Source organism: Blautia sp. AF26-2, from assembly GCF_003460955.1.
GTDB classification, from domain to species: domain Bacteria; phylum Bacillota; class Clostridia; order Lachnospirales; family Lachnospiraceae; genus Fusicatenibacter; species Fusicatenibacter saccharivorans.
This window is the reverse complement of record NZ_QTWD01000016.1, coordinates 37,628-64,494: the sequence shown is the minus strand read 5'-3', so window position 1 is coordinate 64,494 and position 26,867 is coordinate 37,628. Positions and strand designations below refer to the sequence as shown.

Sequence of the window (26,867 nt, the reverse complement as noted above, 5' to 3'; positions counted from 1 at the left end):
AAACCACCTCCAGTATCCATATTATACGATAAAAAACAATGAAATCACAACAAGAGTACATGAAGAACGTAAGCACAATATATCTTTTTTCTCAATTCCTGCTCAATTTCCCCTCAATGCCTTTTTCCTCCGATCTTCGTATGCTTATCTCACAGCAGAGCAGTACCACACCGGTACGACCTGCTGAATCAATCAATACGAAAACGGAGGTATTTTTTATGCGAGAACTCAGAAACACAAAAATCATTGCTGTAGATCATGGCTACGGCAATATGAAAACAGCAAACATCGTCACACCAACCGGCATCAAAGCCTATGAAACCGAACCAATCTTCACCGGGAATATTCTGGAATATAACGGCATTTACTACCGGATTGGCGAAGGACACAAAGAATTTATCCCGGATAAAGCTATGGACGAAGAATATTATCTTCTGACGCTAATGGCTATTGCAAGGGAACTGAATGTCTTTTCCATCCGTGAAGCAGATGTTCATCTGGCTGCCGGACTCCCTCTGACATGGATCTGAACTCAAAGAGAAGCTTTTCGTTCCTATCTGCTCCAGAATCCAGAAGTCCGTTACCTTTTTAACAGCAAAGAGTATCATCTCCACTTTGTGGGATGCAGCCTTTACCCACAGGGGTATCCGGCTATCGTAAACCAACTTGGAGATTTCAAGGGAACCAATCTCCTTGCAGATATCGGAAACGGAACCATGAACATTCTGTATATCAACAATAAGAAAGCGCAGGAGAGCCGATGCTGGACAGAAAAACTTGGTGTAAACCAATGCATGATTGCTGCAAAGAACGCTGTTCTGGACAAATTCGGAGTGAAAATTGAAGAATCCACAGTAGAACAGATTCTGCGGTTTGGAACAGCTGACATTTCAGCACCATATCTGGATTGTATCAGTTCTATTGCCAGACAGTATGTGGCAGAACTTTTTTCCACGCTCCGCAAATATGAATACAATCCTGACCTGATGCGCCTGTATGTGGTTGGCGGCGGTGGATGCCTGTTCCGTAACTTCGGAACGTATGACAAATCACGAGTCACCATCATTGATGACATCTGCGCCACCGCTAAAGGTTACGAATCTCTTGCTTATATGAGCCTGAAAAGGAGGGGATAAACCATGCAGAACAATATCCGCAACACAAACCTGCGTTTTAATCTGGACAAAGAACAGCAGCGGAGAGCCTGGGAATATTTACAGACAATGGACAGGCAGGATTTTAAATCTTACAGTCAGGTAATCTCTCTTGCACTGGTAGATTATTTCGACCGCTACTACCGCACACGGGCTGATCCTTATCTGGAAACAAGAGAACGGGAAGAACTTTTTGTGAAACAGATTGTAGATGCAGTGGAAAACAGTCTGAAACAGGCATTGCCACTTTTTCTTTCCGGACTGACTGCAGGCATGGCGCAAAGGGAGCCCCAAATCAGGTAATGTCATGATGCCAAGGTCAAAAGGTCTAAATCCACATGAGCTTGCTCATAAGTGGATGAAAGGCCTTGGGACCCGCCCCAATATGAGCCTAAAAGTGGGATGACAATCCCACGATATGCGAGAGGCTCGTCCGATAACATAACGGAGAGGATCCCCAACCGCTCAATTCCCACCGTATTCCAGAAATCCGCCCCGCTGTCCGCCTTTTTCCGCTCAAAGGACACAACGCCCACCGGCCGGAGCATCCTGTGCTTCAGCACAGGCTTTAATTTTTCAGCCTTGCCCAAAAAAGAATCATTGTTTTTTACCTGTCCCATACTGTCATTTCTCCTGTTCTCCCACGCTTTCGGACATGCCGCACCGCGGCACAAACAACAGTTGAAATCCGTGAAGAGCAAATCAACATTTCCGATGCTCCTCCCAGAATGCGACTGCATCCCGCAGCCAGCCCTCTGCCGCAGTATCTATCCCCAGGCCAAAGCCATGACCCAGCTTATCATACATGACGATATCGACATTTTCCTGCCCCAGCGCTTTCCTGATGTCCGGGATGATCTTCTCCACGGCCGCAAAACCGGTAGGGTCATCCCGCCCGACCCTGGAAAATATAGCAAGCCCCTTGTCCTCCTCGTGAACCTTAAGCTCCCAGTGCAGGCCATAGATGGGGAAGATGGCGGCGGGCCTTGGCAGATTATGTTTATGGCAGCAGTCCTTATAATCAGAAAATGCGTAGGCTGTCGTCATCAGGCCTCCAGCGGAGAACCCGAACATACCAAAGCCGTCCATCGTATAGCCGTACTCTGCCTGATGCCCTATCAGATACCTTACCGCCGGCAGCACATCCTTGGATGCCTCCCCGCCCTTGGCCTGCGGTTCGGTTTCATGCAGCTCCACATTCACACGGTAGACCAGCACAAACGCACTGTATCCCCTCCTGTGCAGCTCCATGGCTGCCGGGATGCTCTCCAAATAAGAGGCTACGCCGTCAAACCCGCCGCCCGCAATCAGCACAGCCACGGGCTTCCCTGGCTCCCCCTGGAACAGGATCCCCTGTACCTTTCCCTTGTCGGGATCACGCCTTACCTCATCCTCCGCATAAAGCCCGCTGATGAAATGCACCTTTTTCAGCCCTTTCTGCTCCACGACATAGTTGAAACCATCCACGATGCTCTGCGCCTGTGCGGGCTGCCCGATAAGATTGCACAAACCATGGACGCTCATGCCTGACATGGCATATATTTCCTTTGGCGACCCGGTCTTCATAAAAAGCTCCGGCCTGCCCTCCCATACGGGATGCTGCAGGAAGAACGCAATCTTGTCATTGATCGTAGCCCTGCGGAACCCTCCCGCGACATTGTAAAACTCCGATTCCTTTACCTTCGGCATATGCTTGACGCCTAAGATTGCCGGCCAGAACAGCCCTTTGTACTTACCCATGTTTTTTTCCTCCTTATCTATTTCAGAACGGTCTCGGAAACTCCATAAAACCCGAATCTCCGCTCTTTTTGTACTTGTTACTTTTTTCGTTTCCTCCCATTTTCAGAGAGGGATTTTAAATTTTTTCAGCAAATTTCCAAAAAACTATTGTCATTTCTCGTGAATTGTGCGCCATTCACTACACGTTGATATTCCACTCCTTTTGCGGTTTACCAGTGCCAAAAGACATGATTCTGTCAGTTTTCTGGTAGCTTTCCATGAATTTGAAAAACACATGCCCGACCTGCACATATCAAATATGTGCCTTGATTCTGCCATGGATAACTATCCAACATATAAGCGGACTCTTTCCCCAATAGCGTTTGTTTCAGCTCTCATTCAAGATGGCTGCTTACCATGTCTTTTTTTACTGCAGCTCTTCTAAACATCATCTCCTCCGCTCGCAAACCACTGTATTACTGATTTGCTGGAATACTCTCTGAATTATATCAATTATTTATTGAGTTTCCGAGACTACTCTGCGAATAATTGGGAGGATTGTGGGAGTGCAAAGCACGGAACAATCCGTAGGCATCATAGTTGGGGGCTTTTGACCCCAACATCTTTAAAAAAGGTCAGATGTTTTATAATTTTATAAAACACTTGACCTCTCAAAATTCACTCTTCCTGTTCTTGAAAAAATTATTTCCGATGTGCCTCCCAGAATTCCACTGCCTCTTCAAACCAATGAGGTACTATGGTATTGGAACCAATACCAAATCCATGTCCGAGATTATCGTAAATCCGTACAGACACATTGTCCTCACCCAACACGGATTTCAATTGCGGAAGTCTCTTCTCTACATTTCCGAATCCGTATTCATCCTCGCGCCCTGCGATGGAAAATACCGCCAGTCCCTTATCCTGCTCAAGCGCTTTCACATTCCAGTCCAGACCATACATCGGGAAAATCACTTTCGGTCTCGGCAGTTTTACTTTGTGACAGCAGTCCTCGTAATTTGCGAAGGAATATGCCGTAGTCATCATGCCGCCTGCCGAGAAACCGAATATCGCATAGTCATCCATATCCACAGACAGTTCCTGCTCATGCTCCTTCAGATAACGGATTACCTGCACCAGCTCCCTGACCGCTGCCTGCCCCTGTTTTTCATGTTCCGTTTCTCCCAGCTGTTTGCCAATCGGGTAACTGATTACCAATACGGAGTACCCCAACTTGTGTAATTTCATTGCCACGGGATATCCCTCGCAGTCCGTCACATTACTGATAAATCCACCTCCGGGAACGACCACCGCCAACGGTTTTCCTTGCTTTCCTTTGTAAAACATTCCGGTCAAATGAGACTGATATGGATTCTGTTCTATCATTTCTTTCGAGTTAATATCGGAAATCAACTGCGCCTCTCCACTTTCCACAAGCCGGGTCAGGTAATTAAAAGCCTCCAGTGCATTTTCCATCTGATCACTTCTGCCCTGCGCTTTTAGAAAATCTGCATATTTTGCCGGGGCAATCGCTTTTAACACGTTATCCTCAACATTAAAAAACATATGCTTATAGCCGCCAAACACCGGATGCTGCATAAAAAATGCCATTTTATCATCTTTTTCCGCTTTCCGGAATGTTCCGTCTGCCTGATAATAATCTTTCTTTTTTATATTCGGAAAACCGCCGATGCCAAACAGTGCCGGCAGAAACATCGCATTTTTCTTATAAACATACCCCACAAAGCCGACTGCTAAAATGAGCAGCACGAGCATTATCATTGCCAGAATTTTCATATGTTCTTTTCCTCCTTATCTCTTGCCCAAAATTGTCCTGCGTGCGCCACTGCCGTAAAATCTTCCGGCTTTACCGGAGCATCACATATCACTCTCACATAGCGGAAACCATGATATGTAAAATGCGGTCTGTACTCTGCGGGTTTCCCGTTAGATATATATACATCCGTCTGTGTATGACCTGTCATGTCAGCACCAGCTATATTATTAAAATAATTCCCCTGAGAATCCTTGGTCTCAAAGTGATCTAGTATCAACTTTGTTCCTGCGGGCAAATCCACCTTTACCCGCAGTACACCTGCCAGATTCTGACCGAAATCGATAATGGTCTCTCCCTTTGGGCTTACCTCCATACCGACCGCCTCCACTTCTTTCACCGGCCGCACAGGTTCACCATACTGTACCATCGGCAACTTTCAACTTATCGTCAGAGAGAACTGTCTCAAATGTGCCGTCTTCATACTCAATTCTCGTTTCAAACAACACTGCGCACTCCACTCCCTTTTCATAAAACCTGTTTCAAAGGAGGATGTGGCGGTGGCGGTATCACCGGTGTTATCCGTCGCTGTGGTTGTTTACTTTTAATCTTGACAGTTCCATCGCATTCTCCTTCAATATGTTACTTATTGCTGCGCGCTGCGATTGCCGTGTGCATTTCCTCTACTGCTTTTTTATCCAACGTATACTGTGTACCAAAAAGAATCGCCCCTGCGGCAGTCAGGATAGTCGGAAGTATCAGTACGCAGAGGATAATTCCTGTATTGATACTCTCCGGCTGGGCAACCGAGCCGGTAACAAAACCTGTAGCTGCCAATACATACCCCGGAATCGCTCCTCCGAGTCCCTGCGCCACTTTTGTAATAAAAGATGTAAGCGATGCGATCGCCGCTTCTGCACGTTTTCCGGTTTTATACTGCACGTAAGTAGTATTATCTGCCTGTATACTGGTTGTCAGCGGTGCTATACATCCGCCTGCCACACCTCCTGCCACTGTACTAATATAGATCAAAAGCATAGATCTCACATCAATCAAACGCAGTGCGGAAAACAGGATGGATACGACGATTGCCATTACAAAAATCTGTTTCTTTCCAAACCGGTTTGCCAGAATTGGTCCAAGGAAAATTCCCACCAGAGCAGTTATCATTGAAACAAGTGACACCCCTGACATAAGCGTCATATCACCCAATATATATGTGTAAAAATAAGCGCCGGCTCCTCCTGCTATATTACTGCCCACCCCGACTACCAGTGCCACTAAAAACAGTGCCCAGACAGGTTTATACCGCAAAAACTGTAACAATTCCCTGAATGTATAACTTTCTTCTTTTTTTCCTTCAAAAGCTACTCTTTCCTTTACACAAAGAGCCCCTGCAATAGATAAAACCAACACCATGGCCATGGAACCGAAAATTAACACGTAATAGTTCTGTAACGTTCCTTCCGCCACAAGAATCGGTGCTGCCACAGCCAGTACCGCGCTACCTATCATTGTTCCCAACGCGTTGAAAAGTGACAAACTGTTTCTCTCCTTGTCATCCGCGCTCATGACCGGGAGCAAACTGTTCTTGGAGATATCCATAATATCAAACGTCCAGCCCAGCAGCAGATACGTCACATACACAATCACATATTTTCCGACCGGAATCCAGACTGCGCCAAACCACAGTAAAATATAATTTATAACACAGATGATTGTTCCCAGAATAATCATAGGGCGAAATTTTCCCATTTTTGTTACCGGAAATTTGTCCAGAAAATATCCCATAATCGGGTCGCTGATTCCATCCACCACCTTGGATATTAAAAACAGGGTCGCCAGTGCTGCCGGTTCCAGACCAACCACATTCGTATAGTAAATCATAAAGAATCCTGACAATAATCCCATCAGTGGAATATTTCCCGCACATACCATAAATAAGCCCATTTTTTCCACGATACTAACCTTTTGTTTTTTACTCTTCTCACTCATTTGTTCTCTCCTCGTTAATATTGTGATAATGCTGTATTCAACATCTCTGTCTGCCCTTCATCCATCGGTCCGGAAAACATCTCCGCCACCTGTCGAAACGACAGTCCATAGACCGCATCCGGTATCATATCCACCTCGGTCATCGTCGACAAAAATGCCCGTATCTGCGGATGGTTCAGCAAATCTTCCAGCTTTGACTCCACGCTGTATATTTTCTTTAACTTCTCAGTTGCCTCATATACGACTTCATAGTTTCCTGCAGTGATATAACAAATACCGTTCACCACTGTTGCGAATAGTGGATTTGTCTTATCTTCAAACAGAATCTCCGGAGCATGCGGCAATCGCACCTCGCCTTCTCCGCCAAACGGAATCGTAATTTTGATTCTAATCCTGTTATCCTCCATAATTTCCCAGCTGCATGCATACTGTCCGACGGCCGAATCATACACTGCCTCTGCCCTTCTCAAATCATAATGGACATTCGGACAAATTGCAATCCTTCTTCCTCCCGGAGATTCTTCCAAAAGATGGATTCCTCCCACATGGCGGAACATCCATTCCAGAATCGCCCCGTAAGAATAATGGTTGAGACTGTTCATTCCGGTACTGGATATCTTACCGTCTTCATCCAGTGAATTCCATCGTTCCCAGACTGTGGTGGCTCCCAGTTTCACTTCGTGCAGCCACCCCGGATACTCCTCGTTCAAAAGCAGGCGGTAGGCGGTATCCGTCATTCCGTTATCGGTCAACACATTGCACAAAAGAGAGGTTCCCACAAATCCGGTATTCAATTTGTTTCTGCTCTCGCGGAAAAGTTTCTTTAACATCTCTCTGGTCAGCTCTTCGTCCTCTGACAAATGATATTTCAGAGCCAGCAGAAGACCCGTCTGTGTCTTTTCCGCGCATCTTCCGGTCGGGGTAAAATATTCTTCTTTTACCACACGCCATTGTTTTTCGGCGATTTCCCGATATTGTTTTTCCTCTTCCTTTCGCCCGAGAACCGCCGCTGCCTTCGCTGTAAGCTCCGCGCTTGCCGCATAATAAATATCCGCAATATAGCCTTCATCGGTCGCTCCGTATACATTTCCCGCCGCGGCTCCCACCCGGTCAAGCGCCAGCCAGTCTCCGTAATGGAAGGAATGTCTCCATCCGTGGTGCTCTCCGTCCACCTTACGGATATAGTCCACCCAAGCCTTCATACTGTCAAACTGCTGTTCCAATATGGCAGCATCCCCGCTGAACAGATAGACATTCCACGGAACGATACAGGCCGCATCGCCCCATGCACAGGAACATTTCGACGGACCGAAGGTCGGCACCACCTCCGGAACCATCCCTCCGGCAATCAGCTGTTCCTTATACAAATCGTACAGATATTTTCTGTAAAATGCATAGGTATCCGCCAGATAACATGCCGTACCCGAAAACACCTGTGTGTCGCCTGTCCATCCCATGCGCTCATCTCTCTGCGGACAGTCTGTCGGCACATCTAAGAAATTATCCTTCATGCCCCATTCCACATTGGAAATCAACTGATTTACCAGTTCATTTCCTGTCTGTATACTACCGGTACCTTCGTAATCACTGTAGAGTGCCATTCCCGTAAAATCTTCACAGGAGACATTGGTTACCCCGCTGATTTTTACATACCGGTATCCGTAAAATGTAAAATGCGGAACAATGTCTTTTTCTTCCCCGTCAGAGATATACACATATTCCGACAAAGCGGTTCTTAAGTTTTCGTTATAAAAACATCCGTCCTGCAGGATTTCGCCTGTCTGGATTCTGATTTCTTTTCCTTTCGGCTCATGGACATGAAGTTTGAAAATCCCGGTAATCTCCTGCCCTAAGTCAAACACCCATTCATCCTTCGGGGTGTGAATCAGTTCCTTCGGTGTAAACTGTTCATGCACAGTCACCGGAAGGGACAGCCGCTCCGTCAGTCGCCCCTGCGGCGCCTCCGCAAGCTGCGCGCTGACAGGTTCGACAGGTTCCAAGGTATCATCCCGTTTCTCCCCGTCATATATATTGGAAAAAAACAGATTGCTCCTTGTCACTTCCCATGTGTCATCCGTGCCGATTATCTCTTGTGTGCCATCCTCATATTCCAGATGCACCTCTACCAGCAGTTTCCACTCGTCGCCGTAAAATCCTTTCTGTTCTGTCTGATTGAGCCCGAACCTCCCTTTGTACCACCCATTCCCCAAAAGAACGGACAACACACCTTCGCGCTGCATCTGCGCGGTCACATCATACGTCTGATACTGTAACCACTGATTGTAGTTATTGCAGTACGGGGTCAGATATTCTTCCCCAATTTTCGCGGATTTTAAAATATCTGTTTCGGTTTTCTCTCCATCCGTAAAATATGCCTCATAAAGCCCCAGTCCGCAGAGATAGAGACGGGCTTTTTTTACCTTTCCACGGGGAATGATTCGCTTTGAGAAAATGGGATGGCGTTCCATCCTGCTGTCGCAGGTAATCCATTTTCCCACCCACGGCTCGTCCCTCTTTGCCGTCTCAAAGAACTGTACGTCGGACTCCAGCACTTCGTCTGCGTCCGTAGTAACGATTACCTTCCAGTAATATCTGGTACAAGGCTCCAGATTCATCTCCGCTTTTACAGCCAGACTGTCGAGCTTTGCCTCCCCGGTGTCCCAAAGAACATCCGCGAAGGTTTCATCCTTTGCCACAAGGATTCTGGCACATCTCTGGTTCTTTCCCCTGCATTCTCTGACCTTCCACGAAAAAACCACCGGATTCAGTAAAAATCCCACCGGATTCGTGATATGATTTGTTTTTGCTGCGTAAATCTGATTCATATTGCCGTTTTCTAAGCTCCTTCCTTTTTTCATTGTGTACACTGTAATTCGAGTATAATGGATTTGCCTCATAAAATCATTTACGGAATTTCATCATTTTACCTACCAAGCTTAAGATTTCAGCTCTTTGTTTACCTGTAAATCAATTCTTTCAACACAATCTCTTCTGCCATATTACGAATACCATTTACCGCTACCTCATCCTCAATTATCCTATTGTGCAAGTAAACAATTCAGCTGCCCGATCAGCTGTTCCACCTGCTCTCCCGGCATCTGCCCCAGCAGAGATTTCAGCGGCATTTCCCGGATAACTTGCTCTCCCAGCTTCTTGTATTCGTCACTCATCCCTTCTGCTGATGCGGCCGCTGCTGCCAAAGGCGCCAGCAGTTCCGTAATAACGGGAGCGGTTTTCGTATGATCCAATAATTCTCCGAACGTTGTTGTGAAATCTACGCGAAGGGGCAATTTTTTCTTTATTTCAAACACAACATCAGCATGTAAGCGGATGTCATCAGAAGCATGGCCGATCAGGATCCGATATGTTCCGGATGGCGCATACCAGTCCCCAAGACGTTCTTCATAATAGGATAGATTCCTCGCCGAAATTTCCATCGACACCGTTTTCTCCTCTCCCGGCAGGAGATGAACTTTGGCAAATCCTTTCAATTCCTTGACCGGTCTCTCCGATATGCCGCACAGGTCAGCCACGTACAACTGTACGACTTCTTTTCCTTCTGTCTTTCCTGAATTTTTCACCTTGAGAGAGACTGTCAGTATATCCTCATCCGTCATTTGAGCCGATGACAAAGTCAGGTCCCCATAAGTAAATTCCGTGTAAGACAGCCCATGTCCGAATGCATACCGCACCGGAACCTTCTTTGTATCATAATAACGGTATCCGACAAAGATATCCTCGCCATATAACACCCGCTTTCCATTTCCCGGAAAATGAAGGAAGCTCGGATTATCTTCCAGCCGGTACGGGAATGTCTCTGCCAGCCTGCCGGACGGATTTGCTTCCCCGAATAACAGCCGGTCGCAGGCTTCGCCAACGCCCTGACCTCCTAGATACATTTCAAGGATCGCGCTTACCCGGTCTGCCCATGGCAGTTCTACCGGACTTCCATTGTGGAGTACCACTACAACATTAGGCTGTACTTTCAACACTTCTTCGATCAGCCGGTCCTGGCATTTTGGCAGCTTCATGGATGTTCTGTCATACCCTTCCGACTCAAATATCTCAGGCAGCCCGGCAAAGATTACCGCGACGTCTGCTTCTGCAGCAGTCCGAAGCGCTTTTTCCAGCTCTTGTTCCGTCATCGAGTCATTTTCGTTAGAAAATCCTTTTGCATAAGTCACGCTACGCCCTTTTTCTCCGGCAGCATCCAATGCCGAAACAACCCTGAACGGATTGATATGGCTGGAGCCGCCGCCCTGATACCGCGGCTTTTCGGCAAATTCCCCTATATAGGCAACCTTTCTGTCTGTATTCAGCGGAAGTATACCGTTATTTTCCAGCAGGACCGCACATTCCGTCTCAATATCAGCTGCTTTTTTATGATCTGTTTCCTTATCAGATATATCTTCCGGACGATGCTGCTCTTCACCGGCAAACACAACATTCAATACCCGCTCCACCGCTTCATCCAGCACAGCTTCGTCCAGTCTTCCCTCCTGTACTGCTTTCACAATCTGTCTGTCATTGTATCCTCCGGAATAAGGCATCTCCAGATCCAGTCCGGCCTGCAGTCCTTTCACACGGTTATTTACAGCGCCCCAGTCACTGACGACGCAGCCTTTGTATCCCCATTCTTTTCTCAGGATATCTGTCAGAAGATATCTGTTTTCCGAAGCATATTCTCCATTTATTTTGTTGTAGCTACACATGACGGTTCTTGGAGCTGATTCTTTCACCGCTTCCTCAAACGCAGGCAGGTAGATTTCCCTGAGCGCACGTTCTGACACTTCGGAAGATATCGTCATACGGAGTGTTTCCTGGTTATTCAGTGCGAAGTGCTTAATGCTTGTCCCCACGCCCTGACTCTGTACTCCGCGGATATATGCCGATGCCATCCTACCTGCCAGATATGGATCCTCCGACAGATACTCAAAGTTCCGCCCACATAACGGGCTCCTTTTAATATTCACCGCCGGGCCAAGCAGTATGCTTACATTCTCGGCCTGACACTCCGCTCCCAGCGTCTCTCCCATCCGTTCCATCAGGTCAACATCAAAGCTGGAGGCTGTTGCACAGGCTGCCGGGAAACAAACGGCCTTCACACTTTCATTCAATCCCAGATGATCCGTTTCCCCTTCCTGCTTTCTCAGTCCGTGAGGGCCGTCCACCATCATAACTGACGGAATGTTCAGTCGTTTGATTTCTTTCGTATGCCAGTTATCAGCGCCCGAGCAGAGACTTGCCTTCTCTTCCAGCGTCATTTTTGAAATCAGTTCCTTTATTCTGTCCATCGCAAAAGTCCTCCTTTCTTTTCTTAATACTGATTGATCATCTGTGCCTCTGCTTCTTCACGGCTGATCTCACCATTATTGCATTTTGCCATCAGCTGGACATCATGGTCATTAAGCTTGTAAAGACGAAGTATAAGCAGAGTGCAAATACCCCCGATAATGCTGCCAAGACAGCTGAATGTCCATAATTTATCGGCAAATCCTGCCGCCTGAACAACGCCTTCTCCCTCTCGGAAGCCGATTATAGTTAACGCAAACACACTGACTGCTGTTGCGATCGCTCCACTTAATTTTGTAAAAAATGTCTGCGCCGCAAACGTTACACCACGCATTTTTAATCCTGTCTTGTACTGTCCATACTCGTAGCAGTCCGGCGTAAACTGATACTGCAGTATAACTGCTATTCCCAGCGGAATTCCTCCTAAGGCATTTAAAATCACATACACCATCATATTCTCATACCCGGCTATGAATCTTACAATTCCCAGAAGTAACGCGAAAATATATGAAATATAGAAGACTTTAAATTTATCATATTTTTTGCATAATTCTACTGCCATAACCGCACCGATTAAGGTCGGAATAATTACCGCCATCGAAACATATGAGGCAGCTTCTTCACCGCCAAGGCAGTACCGGGCAACGTATAAGCCCCAATTTGCACCAACATTAAGCAGGCTGCTGATGAGCGGAGCCGCAAAGAAAAGCAATAAATATTTGTTCTTCCGCAGACATTCTACCATATCTCGCAATGTATAACTTTCTTCTGCCCCGTCATTCTGGACTCTTTCTTTTTCAATTACTCTCTCCCTTGCGAACAGACAAATCGGAATCATCATAACACATGACAAAAGAGATAACACAATTACTGTTGTTGACCAGCCGCCTAACCGCTGCCGTACCAACGGCAGGGCAATTCCTGTAACAATACCTGCAAAAATAGCAAACAATCTTCCTATGCTGTTTAGTGAAACACGTTCCTTCTGGTCTATTGTCATCGTGGTAACAATACCAAAAATCGGTACATCGCAAAGGGTATAGGCTGTATCCCATAACATATAAGCAAGTGTTGCCCATATGATTTTAGCCGTCATGGAAATCCCGGTAGGTATTATAAAAAGAAGAATAGTTGCCACCGGAATCGCTATGACAGATATTCGAAGCCACGGCAGGAATTTCCCTTTCTTAAAATTCACCTTATCCATGATCATACCGAAGATCGGATCGTTGATGGCATCCCACACTTTCGTGATAAGCGCCACGATCGCAACCAATGCTGCCGTTATGCCGATATCTGTAAAATATGTAGTCATATATCCTACCAGTCCATAGAATACATTCTGTCCCATAAAATACAAACCATAACTGATTTTTTCTCTTTTTGTAACTGAATTTTCCATTTCGTTATCCGTCCTTTCATTGTTTGATTCAATTATAAATAATTCCAAAGGGCAAATCACCAACGATATATAAGCAGTTTACCGACGAAACTTAATATAATAATCATCTTTCTAAAAACTGATATAAGTATTCTTCCATCTTAGGCGTCCACCATTCCAGATATCCTGCCTGCGTCGGATGAACCGGATCTGCCATATAAACTTCATATTCTTTTTCAGAAACGTCATTCATCTCCTCGTCATTCCAAAGGTCGATCACGCCTATTCCATATTTATCCTGAAGCTCAAACAATACATCTACCATCTGCTGATACTGTTTACTGTCATATTTTGTTCCGGTATAAAAGATCACGGGACAATTCCATGTCTGCTTTGCATATACAATGATATATTCCATTGCTCCTGTTATCGTCTGTGTATCAAAATCCTCCAGATTTTCTGAACTGCTGATTTCTCCCATCGGCATTTCCTTCGACGCGTCATTCGTGGAAAGCTGACAGACAAATGCATCGAATTTCTCATCTGTACCGATATTATTTTTCATCCTTTGGATATAAGACGTCTTTCCGTTATCCACTAAAGTAGTACCGCTTACAGCTTCTTTTACATACTCACAGCCATTTCTGTAAGAGATATAATCTGCGAAAGAAACATCCATTGAGTACAGACCTAAGGTTACAGATGATCCAAGGTAGCAGATACGCTTCCCTTCAAGAGGGCTGTTTTCTAACGGTTCTATATTTTCCAGACTGTATTTTTCTGCGTTTCCCGGCATTTTTTTCAGTTTGTTCTTCCAGACAAAATCAAACGGTCCTCCACCGCCTGCTGCTCCTACTAAATATGTCAGGCCGATTCCCACAGCCAGAATCAGAATTAAAACGATACTTAAGATAATCTTCAATATTTTCTTTTTCATAATCCCTAACTCCTTATTATTTTCAACTTTCATATTAAGAGAACTAACCGTCTGTATTTACCGGTCAGTTCTCGCAAATACTGTCATTTTGTTTTCTTTGATTCTTTATTCAAACTGATACATTCCGCTTCCTACCTTGTATAATCTGCCATCCGGCATCTTTACAACGGCAGTCGTGTTGCAGGGGATTTTTACTTTCAGCTTAAATTTCCCTTCGTCCATACTCCACCTGACTGCGATTTCCCCGTACTCACTTATATAAGTACGTTTTACACTGGTAAACGCATTGTCCGGCTCCGGTGCGATTACAATCTCCTTAAATCCGGGAGCAGCCATATCAATGCCGCTTATCTTCCGGAACATCCAGTCGTCCACGCATCCAAAGGCATAGTGGTTCAGGCTTGTCATAACCGGAGACCCGTCCTCCTTGTAAGAAATATAATTTTCCCAGATTGTTGTCGCTCCCTGATTCACCTCATAAAGCCATGACGGGCACTTTGTCTGGAGCAGGACTTTATATGCCTTGTCCATCCTGCCGATCTTACAGAGCGCATCCAGCAGATACGGCGTCGTCAGGAACCCTGTATCCAGACAATCCCCGTTTTCTTCTATCTTGCGGATCAAATGTCCGGCGATACTTTCTTTCTTCCTTTCAGGAGCAAGATCAAATGCGATTGCCAGCACATAACTGCCCATAAAATCAAGAGGCATCTTCCCGTCATCATCGATCAGTCCTTTTTGAATGGCAGATTTCATTCTAGACGCAATGTCATCATAGTATAATTCGTCTGATGTATGCCCGAGGAGCGCTGCTGTATCTGCCATGATCCGGCAGGAATTCCATCCAAAGATTGGCGCGCAGTATGCAGAAGTATTGACAGGTTTTGCAGCGCTTTGGTCTGCTCCGTCTACTGTCTGGCTCGGTATGAGCCACTCCCCGTACTGATGTCCTGTATTCCACAGATACTGGTCAATTTCTTTTGGATGTTTCATCTTGCCTCTACGCTTCTTTGCGGTGTTGATGATATAGTCGCACCACTTTTTCATTGTGTCATACTGTTCTCTCAGTATCCTTATATTTCCTGTAAGTTGATACATGCTCCACGGTACGATACAGGCGGCATCTCCCCATCCCGCTTCTCCCACCGGTTCAAAATTGCGGTATACGATCCGATTCAGTTTCTCCAGTAATTCATAGATTCCGGTAAGGGGGATCACATTAGGGATTGCCCCGTTTTTCTGCTGACTGCAGGTCATATTGCGCAGCCATCTTGTCAGAAACGGGGTTACATTTTCGTTGAGCATGGCTGTTCTTGCATAAATCTGGATATCTCCGGTCCATCCGCCTTTTTCTCTCTGCGGACAGTCCGTGGGGATTGAGAACAGATTCGACCGCTGAGACCATCTTGTATTTTCGTAAAGCCGGTTTATATCTTCGTTGGATGTCTCAAAAGTTCCCAGATCCTCATTGTCAGAAGACAGGACAATCGCTGTGAAATCCTCCGGGCTCACCGGCTGATCGCATGTCACTCTCACATAGCGGAATCCATGATATGTAAAATGCGGTATGTATTCTGTGAATTTCCCGTTTGAGATATAAATATCACTTTGCTTGTGCCCTGTTTTCTCTGACATGAAAATATTGTTGAAATAGTTTCCATATTGATCAAGAGTTTCAAAATGATCTAATACCATTTTTGTTCCGGCCGGCAGTTTGCTTTTTACCCGCAGAACACCTGCCAAGTTCTGTCCAAAGTCAATGATCGTCTCGCCTTTCGGGCTAACTGTCATTCCTACTGCCGGCACTTCTTTTACCGGGCGCACCGGTTCCCCGTACTGAGCCACCAGGTTCACGTAAATTTTTCCGCATGGAATACCGGTTTTCCAGCTGCTGTCATCGAATCCGCAGCAGTTCCAGTTTTCCTGTTCCATCCGTGCGTCATAGAGTTCACCTGCAAACAGATCTGATGAACGAATCGGACTTTCTGAAACTTTCACCGTATCATCTGACAGCACCATTTCACTCGTTCCGTCTTCATAATCAATCTTTATCTGAAATAACACAGAATGTTCGGCTTTAAACTTCCTGCTTCTCGGTTTAAAGTTCGCGCTGTCATACCAGCCGTCCCCCACCAGCATTCCTATGACATTTCCTCCCTCTCTCAAAAACGGGGTCACATCATAAGTCTGGTAGCACAGATATTTAGAATAGACGGTAAATTCCGGCGCAAACTCTCTGTCATCCGGACGCATTCCGTTCATGCTGAGCTGATATGCTCCGTGACAGGTGGCATAAACGCGCGCTCGTTTTATGCCGTCTCGTGCATCAAATTCTTTGCGAAAATATTCTGCCGGGTTCTGCCCGCCGGTTCCGGGTTTTACCTTTTTCATAGGAAACGGAGATTTCACCCACTCGGCCGTCCATTCTTTCTTCATAAATCCTGTCTCAAAGGATGAGGATGCCGCCGCCTTTTCTCCGTTATTAACTGTCACTTCCACTGTCCAGTTGTAGTCACTGAGACTTTGTAATGGTTTCCCGGAGTACTCCACAAAAATACTTTTATCACTTTCTACCATTCCAGAATCCCACATTACTTCGTCCATATTTTTCACTGTGATATGATAGGATGTCTGCATCACATTCTTTTCATCACTAGTGATTACCCATGAAAAATAAGGTGCTTCGTCCACGCATGGTCTATATTGACTGTTTACTTTAAGCCTTATAAGCTCCATAGCAACCCTCCTGATTAGAATTTTGCCAGTGCCGCATCCAGCATCTGCGCCTCATCTTTTTTTATCTCTCCTGCGAATGTTTTCGCGACATCTCTAAGCGAAAGCCCATATGCAATATCGGGGATCATATCCACTTCCATCATTTGAGAAAGAAACGCGCGGATATCCGGATGGTTCAGCAGTTCTTCCATTGTCGAGTCTATGCTGTATTTCTTCTTTAAAGGCTGTGACGCCTCATAAGCGACTTCATATTCTCCGGCTCTCACACGGCAGATTCCATTTTCCACCTCTTCAAATAATGGATTTTCTTTATCTTCATATACAGATTCCGACGCATATGGAAGAACCACTTCTGCACTTCCGCCGAACGGAACCGTAACAGTGACCGTGATTTTATTATCCTCTGATATCTCCCAGCCGCACTGATAGCATCCGCTTGCCGAATCATAAACAGCTTTTACATATTTCAGTCCATTATTCACTTTCGGGCTGATCCGCATCACCCTGCCTCCCGGGTTCTGTTCCGTCACATCAATCCCGGCCGCATGACGGAAGATCCACTCCAATACAGCGCCGTAAGAATAATGATTTAGACTGTTCATCCCCGTGCTGGAGACATGTCCGCTCTCATCCAGTGAATTCCAACGCTCCCACACCGTTGTTGCTCCCAGCTTCACTTCATGGAGCCAGCCCGGGTATTCCTTATTCAGAAGCAGCCGGTATGCCGCGTCTGTCATTCCATGATCAGTCAGGACATTGCACAGAAGCGGGGTTCCTACAAACCCGGTATTTAATTTATTTTTATTATCCCTGAGAAGCTTTTGCAGCATCTGCTTTGTCAGTTCTTCATTTTCAGACAGATGATATTTCAGTGCAAGAATAAGCCCTGTCTGCGTCTTCACCGCACATCTGCCTGTAGCAGTAAAATATTCTTCTTTCACGACCTGCCACTGACGGTCTGCGATTTTCTGATACTCCTGTCTCGTTTCTTCCAGTCCAAGCACCTCTGCTGCTTTTGCAACAATCTGTGCACTTGCCGCGTAGTAGATGTCTGCAATGTATGCTTCATCAGTCGCTCCATACACGCTGTTCGCAGCGGCACCTGTACGGTCAAGAGCAAGCCAGTCACCATAATGGAAAACCTGTCTCCATCCATGATAGTCTCCATCAATTCTCCGGATATAATCGACCCACGCTTTCATGCTCTCAATTTGGTTTTCGAGTATTGTTTTGTCCCCGCTGAACAAATATACGTTCCAGGGGATGATACATGCGGCGTCTCCCCATGCGCAGGAACATTTTGTCGGTCCGAATGTGGGGACAATCTCCGGAACCATTCCGCCCGCCAGAAGCTGTTCCTGATACAGGTCGTATAAATATTTTCGGTAAAACGCATAGGTATCAGCCAGATAGCTTGCAGTCGCGGAAAATACCTGTGTATCTCCTGTCCAGCCCATCCTCTCATCTCTTTGGGGACAGTCTGTAGGCACATCCAGAAAGTTCCCTTTCATTCCCCATTCGATATTGGAGATTAATTTGTTCACAAGATCATTCCCTGTCTCGATTGCCCCGATGCTCTCATAATCACTGTAAAGAACAAGCGCCGTAAAATCCTCACACGAAAGGTCCCTAACCCCGGTCACTTTCACATATCGATAACCATAGTATGTAAAATGAGGCGTAATCACCTTTTCTGTACCATCAGAAACATAAATGTACTCCGAAAGTGCAGTTCTTAAATTCTCGTTGTAGAAACATCCGTCCTGAAGCACCTCGCCCGTCTGAATCCTGATAGTTGTCCCCGCCGGCTCATGCACCCGCAGCCGGAAGATCCCCGTGATCTCCTGCCCCAGATCAAATACCTCTTCTCCGGCAGGAGTATGGATCAGCTCTGCCGGCTTCATCTCCTCCTGTACCTTAACTGGAAGAGATAACCGTTCCATAAGCCGGCCTTTCGGAACCTTTGCGATCCGCGCAGGAGACTCCTCTACCGGCGGCAGCGTATCATCTCTTCTCTCACCGTCATAGATATTGGAAAACCACAAATTGCTTCTTGTAACTGACCAGGTTTCATCAGAACTGATCACATCTTTCGTTCCGTCTTTGTACTCTATGTGAATCTCCGCAATCAGCTTCCACTCGTCACCGTAATATGCTTCCCGCTCCGGATCATTGAAACCGAACCTGCCTTTATACCAACCGTTTCCGAGAAGAACAGACAGCACACCTCCTCGTTCTGCCTGTTCTGTGATGTCATACGTCTGATACTGGATCCACCGGTCATAATTATTGCAGTACGGAGTCAGATACTCTTCACCGATTTTCTTAGGATTTTCTTTATTTTCCCCAAGAAAATATGCCTCATACAATCCCAGGCCGCAAATGTACAGTCTTGCGCTTTTCACTTCTTTTGCCGGACGAATCCTCTTTGAGAAAATCGGATGCCGTTCCTGACTGCTGTCACAGGTAATCCACCTGCCCGTCCACGGTTCATCCATTTTGGCGGTCTCAAAGAACTGCGTGTCTGATTCGATCACTTCCTCTGCATCTGTTGTCACAATAACTTTCCAGTAATATCTTGTATACGGCTGCGGTTCAAATTCCACTCTTGCAGAGAGACTGTCCAGCTCTGCCTCCCCCGTGTCGTGACAGATATCTGTAAAGGTTTTGTTCTTGCTGATCACAATCCTTGCATGTTTCTGTTCCTGTCCTCTGCCGCCTTTCACTTTCCATGAAAATACCAACGGTTTCAGATAAAACCCTAAAGGGTTTGTGATATGATTTGTTTTTGCCGCATAAATCTTGCCCATAATTCTTCCTCATTTTCATGCTGATACTTTTTCATCCAATAATAAGCCAACCGTTCCTCCCACTACTGACACAGAGCATTTAACTCCACGATCATCTGCTCGATCGCTTCGCCCGGAATAACGCTTAAAAATGATTTCAGCGGCATCTGCGCAATAATTTCCGGAGTCACAAGCTGTACCTCCCCATCTTCTTTCTTAGGTTCTTCTCCCTGTGATATCCCCTCAAGATACTCCATCATTTTCCCTGCTGTCTTCGGGTGGTTCATCAATTCCCCCATTGTAGTGGTCATATCCACAGTGAACGGCAGCAGCACATCAGTAGTAAATGTAAGTTCTGCAGCCTCTCTGATCTCATCGCTGGCATGCCCGATCTGGATCTCATATGTACCTGACGGAGTGTACCAGTCGTGAATCTTTGTCTCGTAGTAAGCAAAATCTCTCGCGCAAAGTTCCATTGTAACCGTCTTCTTCTCACCCGGATTCAGAAATACTTTCGCAAACCCTTTTAGTTCTTTCACTGCTCTTGGCACCGTGCTGTCCTTGTCACTGACATAGAGTTGAACCACTTCACTTCCTGCCCTCTTCCCTGTATTCTCCACATCAATGCTCACCTTCAGAATATCTCCATCTTTCATTTCCGCAGAAGAGAGTTTCATATTGCTGTAGCTGAATTCCGTATATGACAGTCCATGGCCGAATGCCCAGCGCACCGGTACTTTCTTCGCATCATAGTAACGGTATCCGACAAAGATATCTTCTCCATAGAGAACAGTCCTGCCGTCTCCAGGGAAATTCAGGTAACTCGGGTTGTCTTCCAGACGATATGGGAACGTCTCCGCCAGACGTCCTCCTGGATTTGCCTCCCCAAATAACAGCCGGTCGCTGGCCTCCCCAATGCCTTCTCCTCCCAGATACATCTCCAGAATGGCATTTACAGACTCCGCCCATGGAGTTTCTACGGGACTTCCGTTATGAAGAACCACTACCACATTTTTCTGTATCTCAGCCACAGCCTCTATAAGGCGATTCTGACACTTTGGCAGTTCCATGGATGTTCTGTCATATCCTTCCGACTCAAAGCTGTCCGGCAGTCCGGCAAAGATTACAACTACATCTGCGCCCGCTGCCGCTTCACACGCCTGTTTCAGATCCTCTTCTGTCATCTCGTCACGCTCTGACGAGAAGCCTTTCACGTACTCCACTGCCCTGCCTTTTCTCACCGCAGTTTCCAGAGCCGACACTACGCTGTCCGTATTGATGTGACTCGATCCCCCGCCCTGGTATCGCGGTTTCTTTGCAAATTCCCCGATATAGACTACTTTCTGTTCTTTTTTCAGCGGCAGCACTCCCCTGTTTTCCAGAAGTACGGCGCACTCTGTTTCGATATCTGCCGCTGCTTTGTGATCCTTTTCCCTGTCAAATACAGTCTCCGCTTTCCTGTTATCTGTGTAGGAGAAGACTACTTTCAGTATGCGTTCCACCGTTCTGTCAAGAATTTCTTCCTCCAGTTCTCCATTCTCCACTGCCTGAATAATCTTTCTTGTATTATATCCTCCTGATCCCGGCATCTCCAAGTCAAGACCGGCTTTCAGTCCTTTCACCCGGTCATTTACAGCTCCCCAGTCACTGACCACATATCCTTCAAATCCCCACTCATCCCGCAGGATATCTGTCAGAAGCTTCTTATTCTCTGAAGAAAATACTCCGTTGATCTTATTGTAGCTGCACATCACAGTCTTTGGCTGCGCTTTCTTCACCGCCTCCTCAAAAGCCGGCAGATAAATTTCCCGGAAAGCCCGTTCCGATACTTCCGACGATATCTGCATACGGTCTGTTTCCTGATTATTCGCGGCGAAGTGTTTCATACTGGTTCCGATGCCTTTCGACTGTACGCCCCGGATATATGCTGACGCCATCTTTCCTGTCAGATATGGATCTTCGGACATATATTCAAAATTCCTTCCGCAGAGAGGACTGCGTTTGATATTAACTGCAGGGCCGAGGAGCATGCCCACGTTCTCAGCCTGACACTCGTCCCCAAGGATCTGTCCCATACATTCCATCAGTTCCACGTCAAAGCTGGATGCCGTGGCGCAGGCTGCCGGAAAGCAGACTGCATTCACACTTTTATTCAGGCCGAGATGATCTGCCGCGCCTTCCTGTTTGCGCAAGCCGTGCGGGCCGTCTGTCATCATAACGGAAGGAATCCCTAACCTTTCGATTCCCATCGTGTTCCAGAAATCCGCTCCCGAACATAGTCCTGCTTTTTCCTCCAGTGTCATCTGTCTGATCAATTCTTTCAGGTTTCTGCTCATTATGAAATCCTCCTTAAATAAATTCTTATCTGTTCCTATCTGTGGGCTTCCCAGAAGATGACTGCTTCCTGAAGCCAGTTTTTCACTTTTGTTTCATTTCCTATTCCAAATCCATGTCCCAGTCCGTCAACGATTCTGACCGACACATTTTCTTTGCCCAGTACCTTCTCTAATTCCGGCAGTTTATCTTCCACATTTGCAAAACCGAACTCATCATCCCGCCCTACGATAGAAAATACCGCCAGTCCCTTGTCCTCCTGCAAAGCTTTGATATTCCAGTCCAGACCATACATAGGGAAGATCACCTTCGGTCTTGGCAGATGATTCTTGTGGCAGCAGTCCTCATAATTGGCAAATGAATACGCCGTGGTCATAAGTCCTCCTGCTGAAAAACCAAAGATGGCATAATCATCCATGTTTACAGAAAACTGTTTTTGATGCTCCGTCAGATATCGAATCACTTGTGTCAGTTCCCTCGCGGCAGCCTGTCCCTGCTTTACCTGTTCTGTCTCACCCAGCTGTCTGCCGACCGGATAACTTACGACGAAAACAGAATATCCCATTTTATGCAGCTTCATCGCCACAGGATACCCCTCGCAATCAGTTACATTACTGATAAATCCGCCTCCCGGAACTACAATGGCAAGTGGTTTTCCCTGTTGTCCCTGATAAAACATTCCCGTCAGATGTGACCTGTACGGATGACCCTTCACTGCTTCCGCAGGATACAGATCCGACACCAGCCTTGCCTGACCTTTCTCAACAAGTCCGGTTAGATAATTGAAAGATTCCAAGGCTGCATCCAATTGTTCCTCACGGCCCGGCGCCTTTAAAAAATCCTTATACTTTACAGGCGCAATAGCTTTCAGCACGTTGTCCTCCACATTGAAAAACATATGTTTAAAACCGCCGAATACCGGATGCTGCATGAAAAATCCAACTTTGTCCTCCCCCGTTCCCGGACGGAAATGTCCGTTTTCATCGTAATAGCTGCTTTCCTTTATTTTTGGAAATCCGCAGATGCCAAGAAGTGCCGGCAAAAACATGGCACTTTTTTTATAGACATATAATGTCGCACCGATTACAAATAATAAAACAATCACCACTACTGCAAAAAATATCTTCATCCTAACCTATGCCTCCTTTTCTTACTGACATCTTACTTTATACAGACTAAAATTACATCAACGAAACATAAGTGATTTACCGACCAAACTTAATAAATATCCGAGATTACTCTGTACACCTTTGCCCCCAATATGGTATATTTTAGACAGGTTAAATAAACTGCTGATGACTATAATCACAGTTCATTCATATCTCGAAAAGGAGAGATTATATATGATGACATTATCTGCATTGAATCAATTTCTGAAGCAGCACACTACCGAAGAAACCCAGCGTCTGAATGGTGTAAAGAAAGATTATTCACAATTTCCTGTTGCCAGAGGTAAGTTTGATACACCCTGTTACCGTTTTGATACGAACCTTGAAGATCTGCGTTCTTTATTTCTTTCAAAGAAAGTGCTTCCGAGTTATTACAACTTCGCTGTTGTAAAACAGGATCGTTTTGAAAACGTACCTCTGCATATCCATGAGTGGCTGGAGTTGAGTTATATTTATTCTGGTTCCTGCACAATGACGATAAATAAGACTACATTCAGGCTAAAAGCCGGGCAGATGGTTCTGATCAGCCAGAATGCACCTCATTCTGTCAAAAGATGTTCAGAAAATGATATTATCATCAATTTTCTGCTGACGCGCGAATATCTGAACGGTACTTTTTTTGAACGCCTGTCTCAGGATAATTACCTTACACACTTTTTCATTGAGGCTCTGAACACCACGATGCAGGAAAGCATGTATATTGTCTTTTCCCCGGAACAAAAACAAAACCGGCTGGCAGATCTTGCCAACCAGTTTCTCTGTGAATTTTATTCTCCGTCCGTAACATCCGGACCTTTTTTAGACAGTCTTTTTACGCTGATTACCTGCGAGATGATCAATCTGTTCCAGCACGGTATGGTTCTAGATCACGCCTCTGTGGATCAGATTTATACCATACTCCGATATATCGAAACAAACTTTGCGGACTGTACCCTTTCTTCTACAGCTGAGTTTTTTAATATGCACCCAAACTATCTCTCTGCCTACATACGCCAGCATACCGGAACCACTTACAAAGAGCTGGTCCAGACACACCGGCTCTCTCAGGCGGCAAAATTGTTAAGGAGCACCGCACTTTCCACAAATGATATCAGCCTTGCCGTCGGATATCAGAATACCAGCTTTTTCTTTCAGCTGTTCCGCAAGAAATACGGATGTACGCCTATGGAATATCGAAACATGCTTCATGCTTCTGATACGCCAAATATGTGATATGTACATTATTTGCCATATAGAAACTTTTCCGGTAAAGTTACTTTAAAATCTTTCGCCAAATCTCTGAAATTCTGAGGTGAGATTGTCTGTCTTTTATCCGGTCTCATGGACAGCATCTTTACAAGGATTTCCGCGGATTTCTCTACGGTGTGCATTAATCCGAATGTAAGATCAAAGTCTTCCCCTGAGCAGAACATGCCGTGATGCGCCCAGATTGCCACATCATATTCTTTCATCAGGGCACTTGTCGCCACTGCGATCTCACGGCCGCCCGGCACCATCCATCCTACTACACCGATTCCGGAAGGAAATACAACCGGGCACTCGGTCGCCATCTCCCAGAGTTCTCTAGTAAATACTTTATCCTCCAACGGCAGTACAAATGTCAGTGCGATCACATTCGTGGTATGTGCATGATAAACATTGGTAACGCCTTTTTTCACTTCATGGTTCATCAGGTGACTCGGCAGCTCACTGGTCGGTCTGCCTCCGTTTACCAGACCCCAAAGGATGCGGTAATTCTCTCCTTTTTCATCCAATTCGATGATATTTTGCATAGACTACCACTTCGAAGATGCAAAATTGTCACTATGTAGTTACACAGATGCTATCAGATTCACTAATAGCATCGCCTTACTTTATCGCCCTCTATTCCTGCTAATCGGAATTACGTCCCCAAAATACTTACTATCCTTCACCGCTACAAGTTCCACCTCAACACACTTCTGCTGCCATTCCTTACAAGCCTCTTCATACCTTTGCCTCTCCTCACGAACCATGAATAGCTCGGTATAAAACTCCGAAGCATTTGCATAGTCTGCATCCTGAAGCACATTTGAAAGCTCTGATTTCATCCTCCCTGCTTTTCTATCCAATACAGCAATCTGCTCCTGCAACTCTTTCTTTCACTTCTAATGCCAATGTGAGTGGACATATAGGTGTCCGTTTACGAACCCACCGCCGTATCCGGCGTGATAGCCCCCTGCAAGGGCGAAATACACAGAGTACAAAACGAAGTTTTGTGCGATGGGTGTATTTCGCTCTGCGAGGCTTAGCCCTCGCATAAATGCACGAGGGCTGGTTAAAAAATCTATCCTCAGCGCAAAAAGGAAAAAGCCACATACCTTCGCAAAGATACATGGCTTCAATTACGCTGATAACTGTATTTAATTGGCTACAATTCGTGCCGTATCCGGCACCACTTTTTTCTTCTAAAATTGAGGCTACAATTCCTTCCATAAATGATGCCATAACACTTCCATTTATAAATGTTTTGTAGCCTTCTGCTGTCATTCCCCGCAAAAACTGAAATCCAGCAACTCATTGATATCAGGATCCATCTGATACTTCTTCACATCCTCCTCTGTGTAATCCATATTCCCAGAAGCACCCTTATCGTCAGGCACAGGTTGTTCCTGTCCAACCGCCTGAATAGGCATTTCTGTATGCCCTGATGATTGCATAAGCGCTGAGTTCTTTGCGGTGGTGATATCATATCCAAGAAATCTTGCTTTATCTTGACTATGTGTTATCTTGGTCTTTTTTTCGGACATCTCAAGATGCAGAGTATCCTCGAGAAATACTCTGAATTTTTCCTTGATTTCAGATGCATCCTCAAATGAACCTATGGCTAGCTTGCATTGATTATCACGCAGATTGCAGACAGCAAAATACTAATCTGCCAATACATCACCGTAACATCTTCCCTTCGGTGCGGAGATGGTTAGCTCTAGCCTCTGACTTTCCTTCAAGCAGTTTAGCTTTCATCCTCATATAGTACCTTTCACCTCGACACTCAGTCGCAACTTGGAAGCTTTGTTGACTTGTGCCTTTACAAACGTGCTGTTGTCCCCTTTATGTTTCCATTCAAGGTTAGTTGTTGGCGATAAGACTGTGTTCTTCACACTTGATAATTTTTCTTATTGTTTTCTCAAAACAAAATCATAATGACCCACGTCGCTTGGGTGTCCACCCCAAACGCCTTACGGGCGCACAGAATCTACCATCGCCACTATCGCCTGATCATCATCCAATTCTCTTATAACTGCCGGAACCTCCGCAAGACCAGCCCAGCCGGCATCTGCCTTTCGTCTGTGTCCTGCAATCACTTCATAACCTTCTCCGTCAGGATTCGGTCTTACAAGCAAAGGTACAATCACACCCTCATCTTCAATACTTTTCATAAGGGCACACAGCTCTATGTCCTGCTGCACATGAAAAGGATGGTTCTTAAAGTCCTTTAACTCGCTTATTCTGATACTCTTTATCTCTTCCATTACAACCTCCGTTCTTCCGGTAGAATAACTTCTACTCAGTTACGTCAATGTTATCTGCAAACAGAAAAAGACCGCTCATCTCCAATTACTTGAAAA

At 45.8% G+C, this 26,867-nt stretch carries 18 protein-coding genes and 2 pseudogenes; 3 read left to right on the top strand and 17 right to left on the bottom strand.

The features are described 5' to 3' along the window. Positions 1 to 218 precede the first annotated feature (218 nt). Together DWY63_RS18985 and DWY63_RS16815 are read left to right on the top strand one after the other, a co-directional pair. A pseudogene (locus DWY63_RS18985) lies at positions 219 to 1,136 on the top strand (ParM/StbA family protein). Between the two features lie 3 nt (positions 1,137 to 1,139). Further along, positions 1,140 to 1,457, top strand: coding sequence for a hypothetical protein (locus tag DWY63_RS16815; protein ID WP_010782300.1), 318 nt, complete (start codon positions 1,140 to 1,142; stop codon positions 1,455 to 1,457). A 2-nt stretch (positions 1,458 to 1,459) separates the two neighbouring features. On the opposite strand, the gene DWY63_RS18070 is transcribed toward DWY63_RS16815, so the two are convergent. The 13 genes from DWY63_RS18070 to DWY63_RS16750 all read right to left on the bottom strand — a co-directional run bounded on the left by DWY63_RS18070 (position 1,460) and on the right by DWY63_RS16750 (position 23,240). Next, positions 1,460 to 1,774 carry a hypothetical protein gene (locus DWY63_RS18070; RefSeq protein WP_010782299.1) on the bottom strand — a complete coding sequence of 105 codons (315 nt, stop codon included), beginning with the start codon at positions 1,772 to 1,774 and terminating at the stop codon, positions 1,460 to 1,462. An 82-nt stretch (positions 1,775 to 1,856) separates the two neighbouring features. Then, positions 1,857 to 2,687, bottom strand: coding sequence for an alpha/beta hydrolase (locus DWY63_RS16810; RefSeq protein ID WP_147326096.1), 831 nt, complete (start codon positions 2,685 to 2,687; stop codon positions 1,857 to 1,859). 888 nt (positions 2,688 to 3,575) lie between these two features. Then, positions 3,576 to 4,670, bottom strand: coding sequence for an alpha/beta hydrolase (locus DWY63_RS16800; RefSeq protein ID WP_055267539.1), 1,095 nt, complete (start codon positions 4,668 to 4,670; stop codon positions 3,576 to 3,578). Further along, positions 4,667 to 5,077 (bottom strand): family 78 glycoside hydrolase catalytic domain, encoded by a 411-nt coding sequence (locus DWY63_RS16795; protein WP_081633645.1) that lies wholly within the window; start codon positions 5,075 to 5,077, stop codon positions 4,667 to 4,669. Before DWY63_RS16795 ends, DWY63_RS16800 begins: the two co-directional genes overlap by 4 nt. 212 nt (positions 5,078 to 5,289) lie before the next feature. After that, positions 5,290 to 6,642, bottom strand: a complete 1,353-nt coding sequence (locus DWY63_RS16790; protein WP_055267537.1) for an MFS transporter — start codon at positions 6,640 to 6,642, stop codon at positions 5,290 to 5,292. Positions 6,643 to 6,656: 14 nt separating this feature from the next. Continuing rightward, the gene (locus DWY63_RS16785; RefSeq protein ID WP_055267552.1) at positions 6,657 to 9,467 is read right to left on the bottom strand and encodes an alpha-L-rhamnosidase; all 2,811 of its coding nucleotides are present in this window, start codon (positions 9,465 to 9,467) and stop codon (positions 6,657 to 6,659) included. A 213-nt stretch (positions 9,468 to 9,680) separates the two neighbouring features. Further along, positions 9,681 to 11,936 carry a beta-glucosidase gene (locus tag DWY63_RS16780; RefSeq protein ID WP_117509309.1) on the bottom strand — a complete coding sequence of 752 codons (2,256 nt, stop codon included), beginning with the start codon at positions 11,934 to 11,936 and terminating at the stop codon, positions 9,681 to 9,683. Positions 11,937 to 11,959: 23 nt separating this feature from the next. Then, positions 11,960 to 13,336: an MFS transporter gene (locus tag DWY63_RS16775; protein ID WP_117509310.1), complete on the bottom strand. Its 1,377-nt coding sequence runs from the start codon at positions 13,334 to 13,336 to the stop codon at positions 11,960 to 11,962. 103 nt (positions 13,337 to 13,439) lie between these two features. Further along, entirely contained in the window at positions 13,440 to 14,252 is an 813-nt protein-coding gene (locus tag DWY63_RS16770; RefSeq protein WP_227093632.1) for an SGNH/GDSL hydrolase family protein, read from the bottom strand. A 105-nt stretch (positions 14,253 to 14,357) separates the two neighbouring features. After that, positions 14,358 to 16,988: a family 78 glycoside hydrolase catalytic domain gene (locus DWY63_RS16765; protein ID WP_117802663.1), complete on the bottom strand. Its 2,631-nt coding sequence runs from the start codon at positions 16,986 to 16,988 to the stop codon at positions 14,358 to 14,360. A 14-nt stretch (positions 16,989 to 17,002) separates the two neighbouring features. Next, complete coding sequence (locus DWY63_RS16760; RefSeq protein ID WP_117802662.1) at positions 17,003 to 19,798, bottom strand: alpha-L-rhamnosidase; 2,796 nt, start codon at positions 19,796 to 19,798, stop codon at positions 17,003 to 17,005. Positions 19,799 to 19,860: 62 nt separating this feature from the next. Continuing rightward, a complete protein-coding gene (locus DWY63_RS16755; RefSeq protein ID WP_117802661.1) occupies positions 19,861 to 22,113 on the bottom strand; it encodes a glycoside hydrolase family 3 C-terminal domain-containing protein in 2,253 nt (750 codons plus the stop codon). 35 nt (positions 22,114 to 22,148) lie between these two features. Then, positions 22,149 to 23,240, bottom strand: a complete 1,092-nt coding sequence (locus DWY63_RS16750) for an alpha/beta hydrolase (RefSeq protein ID WP_055267525.1) — start codon at positions 23,238 to 23,240, stop codon at positions 22,149 to 22,151. A 214-nt stretch (positions 23,241 to 23,454) separates the two neighbouring features. Between DWY63_RS16750 and DWY63_RS16745 the strand changes: the two genes are divergently transcribed. Next, positions 23,455 to 24,492, top strand: a complete 1,038-nt coding sequence (locus DWY63_RS16745; RefSeq protein WP_158565064.1) for an AraC family transcriptional regulator — start codon at positions 23,455 to 23,457, stop codon at positions 24,490 to 24,492. 8 nt (positions 24,493 to 24,500) lie between these two features. On the opposite strand, the pseudogene rhaD reads toward DWY63_RS16745, so the two are convergent. The 4 genes and pseudogenes from rhaD to DWY63_RS16725 form a co-directional block, all read right to left on the bottom strand. Continuing rightward, a pseudogene (gene rhaD, locus DWY63_RS16740) lies at positions 24,501 to 25,043 on the bottom strand (rhamnulose-1-phosphate aldolase); the annotation flags it as partial. A 90-nt stretch (positions 25,044 to 25,133) separates the two neighbouring features. Next, a complete protein-coding gene (locus DWY63_RS16735) occupies positions 25,134 to 25,370 on the bottom strand; it encodes a hypothetical protein (protein ID WP_118700810.1) in 237 nt (78 codons plus the stop codon). A gap of 414 nt (positions 25,371 to 25,784) precedes the next feature. Then, positions 25,785 to 26,048: a hypothetical protein gene (locus tag DWY63_RS18570; protein ID WP_055267519.1), complete on the bottom strand. Its 264-nt coding sequence runs from the start codon at positions 26,046 to 26,048 to the stop codon at positions 25,785 to 25,787. A gap of 429 nt (positions 26,049 to 26,477) precedes the next feature. Next, on the bottom strand, positions 26,478 to 26,771 hold the full coding sequence (locus DWY63_RS16725; RefSeq protein ID WP_055267517.1) for a ParB N-terminal domain-containing protein: 294 nt from the start codon (positions 26,769 to 26,771) through the stop codon (positions 26,478 to 26,480). Positions 26,772 to 26,867: the final 96 nt, after the last annotated feature.

Excerpts from the sequence above, each read along its gene's own strand:
- DWY63_RS16815 (WP_010782300.1), top strand. The coding sequence starts at position 1,140 with ATGCAGAACAATATCCGCAACACAAACCTGCGTTTTAATCTGGACAAA.
- DWY63_RS18070 (WP_010782299.1), bottom strand. The coding sequence starts at position 1,774 with ATGGGACAGGTAAAAAACAATGATTCTTTTTTGGGCAAGGCTGAAAAA.
- DWY63_RS16810 (WP_147326096.1), bottom strand. The coding sequence starts at position 2,687 with ATGTCAGGCATGAGCGTCCATGGTTTGTGCAATCTTATCGGGCAGCCC.
- DWY63_RS16800 (WP_055267539.1), bottom strand. The coding sequence starts at position 4,670 with ATGAAAATTCTGGCAATGATAATGCTCGTGCTGCTCATTTTAGCAGTC.
- DWY63_RS16795 (WP_081633645.1), bottom strand. The coding sequence starts at position 5,077 with ATGGTACAGTATGGTGAACCTGTGCGGCCGGTGAAAGAAGTGGAGGCG.
- DWY63_RS16790 (WP_055267537.1), bottom strand. The coding sequence starts at position 6,642 with ATGAGTGAGAAGAGTAAAAAACAAAAGGTTAGTATCGTGGAAAAAATG.
- DWY63_RS16785 (WP_055267552.1), bottom strand. The coding sequence starts at position 9,467 with ATGAATCAGATTTACGCAGCAAAAACAAATCATATCACGAATCCGGTG.
- DWY63_RS16780 (WP_117509309.1), bottom strand. The coding sequence starts at position 11,936 with ATGGACAGAATAAAGGAACTGATTTCAAAAATGACGCTGGAAGAGAAG.
- DWY63_RS16775 (WP_117509310.1), bottom strand. The coding sequence starts at position 13,336 with ATGGAAAATTCAGTTACAAAAAGAGAAAAAATCAGTTATGGTTTGTAT.
- DWY63_RS16770 (WP_227093632.1), bottom strand. The coding sequence starts at position 14,252 with ATGAAAAAGAAAATATTGAAGATTATCTTAAGTATCGTTTTAATTCTG.
- DWY63_RS16765 (WP_117802663.1), bottom strand. The coding sequence starts at position 16,988 with ATGGAGCTTATAAGGCTTAAAGTAAACAGTCAATATAGACCATGCGTG.
- DWY63_RS16760 (WP_117802662.1), bottom strand. The coding sequence starts at position 19,798 with ATGGGCAAGATTTATGCGGCAAAAACAAATCATATCACAAACCCTTTA.
- DWY63_RS16755 (WP_117802661.1), bottom strand. The coding sequence starts at position 22,113 with ATGAGCAGAAACCTGAAAGAATTGATCAGACAGATGACACTGGAGGAA.
- DWY63_RS16750 (WP_055267525.1), bottom strand. The coding sequence starts at position 23,240 with ATGAAGATATTTTTTGCAGTAGTGGTGATTGTTTTATTATTTGTAATC.
- DWY63_RS16745 (WP_158565064.1), top strand. The coding sequence starts at position 23,455 with ATGATGACATTATCTGCATTGAATCAATTTCTGAAGCAGCACACTACC.
- DWY63_RS18570 (WP_055267519.1), bottom strand. The coding sequence starts at position 26,048 with ATGTCCGAAAAAAAGACCAAGATAACACATAGTCAAGATAAAGCAAGA.
- DWY63_RS16725 (WP_055267517.1), bottom strand. The coding sequence starts at position 26,771 with ATGGAAGAGATAAAGAGTATCAGAATAAGCGAGTTAAAGGACTTTAAG.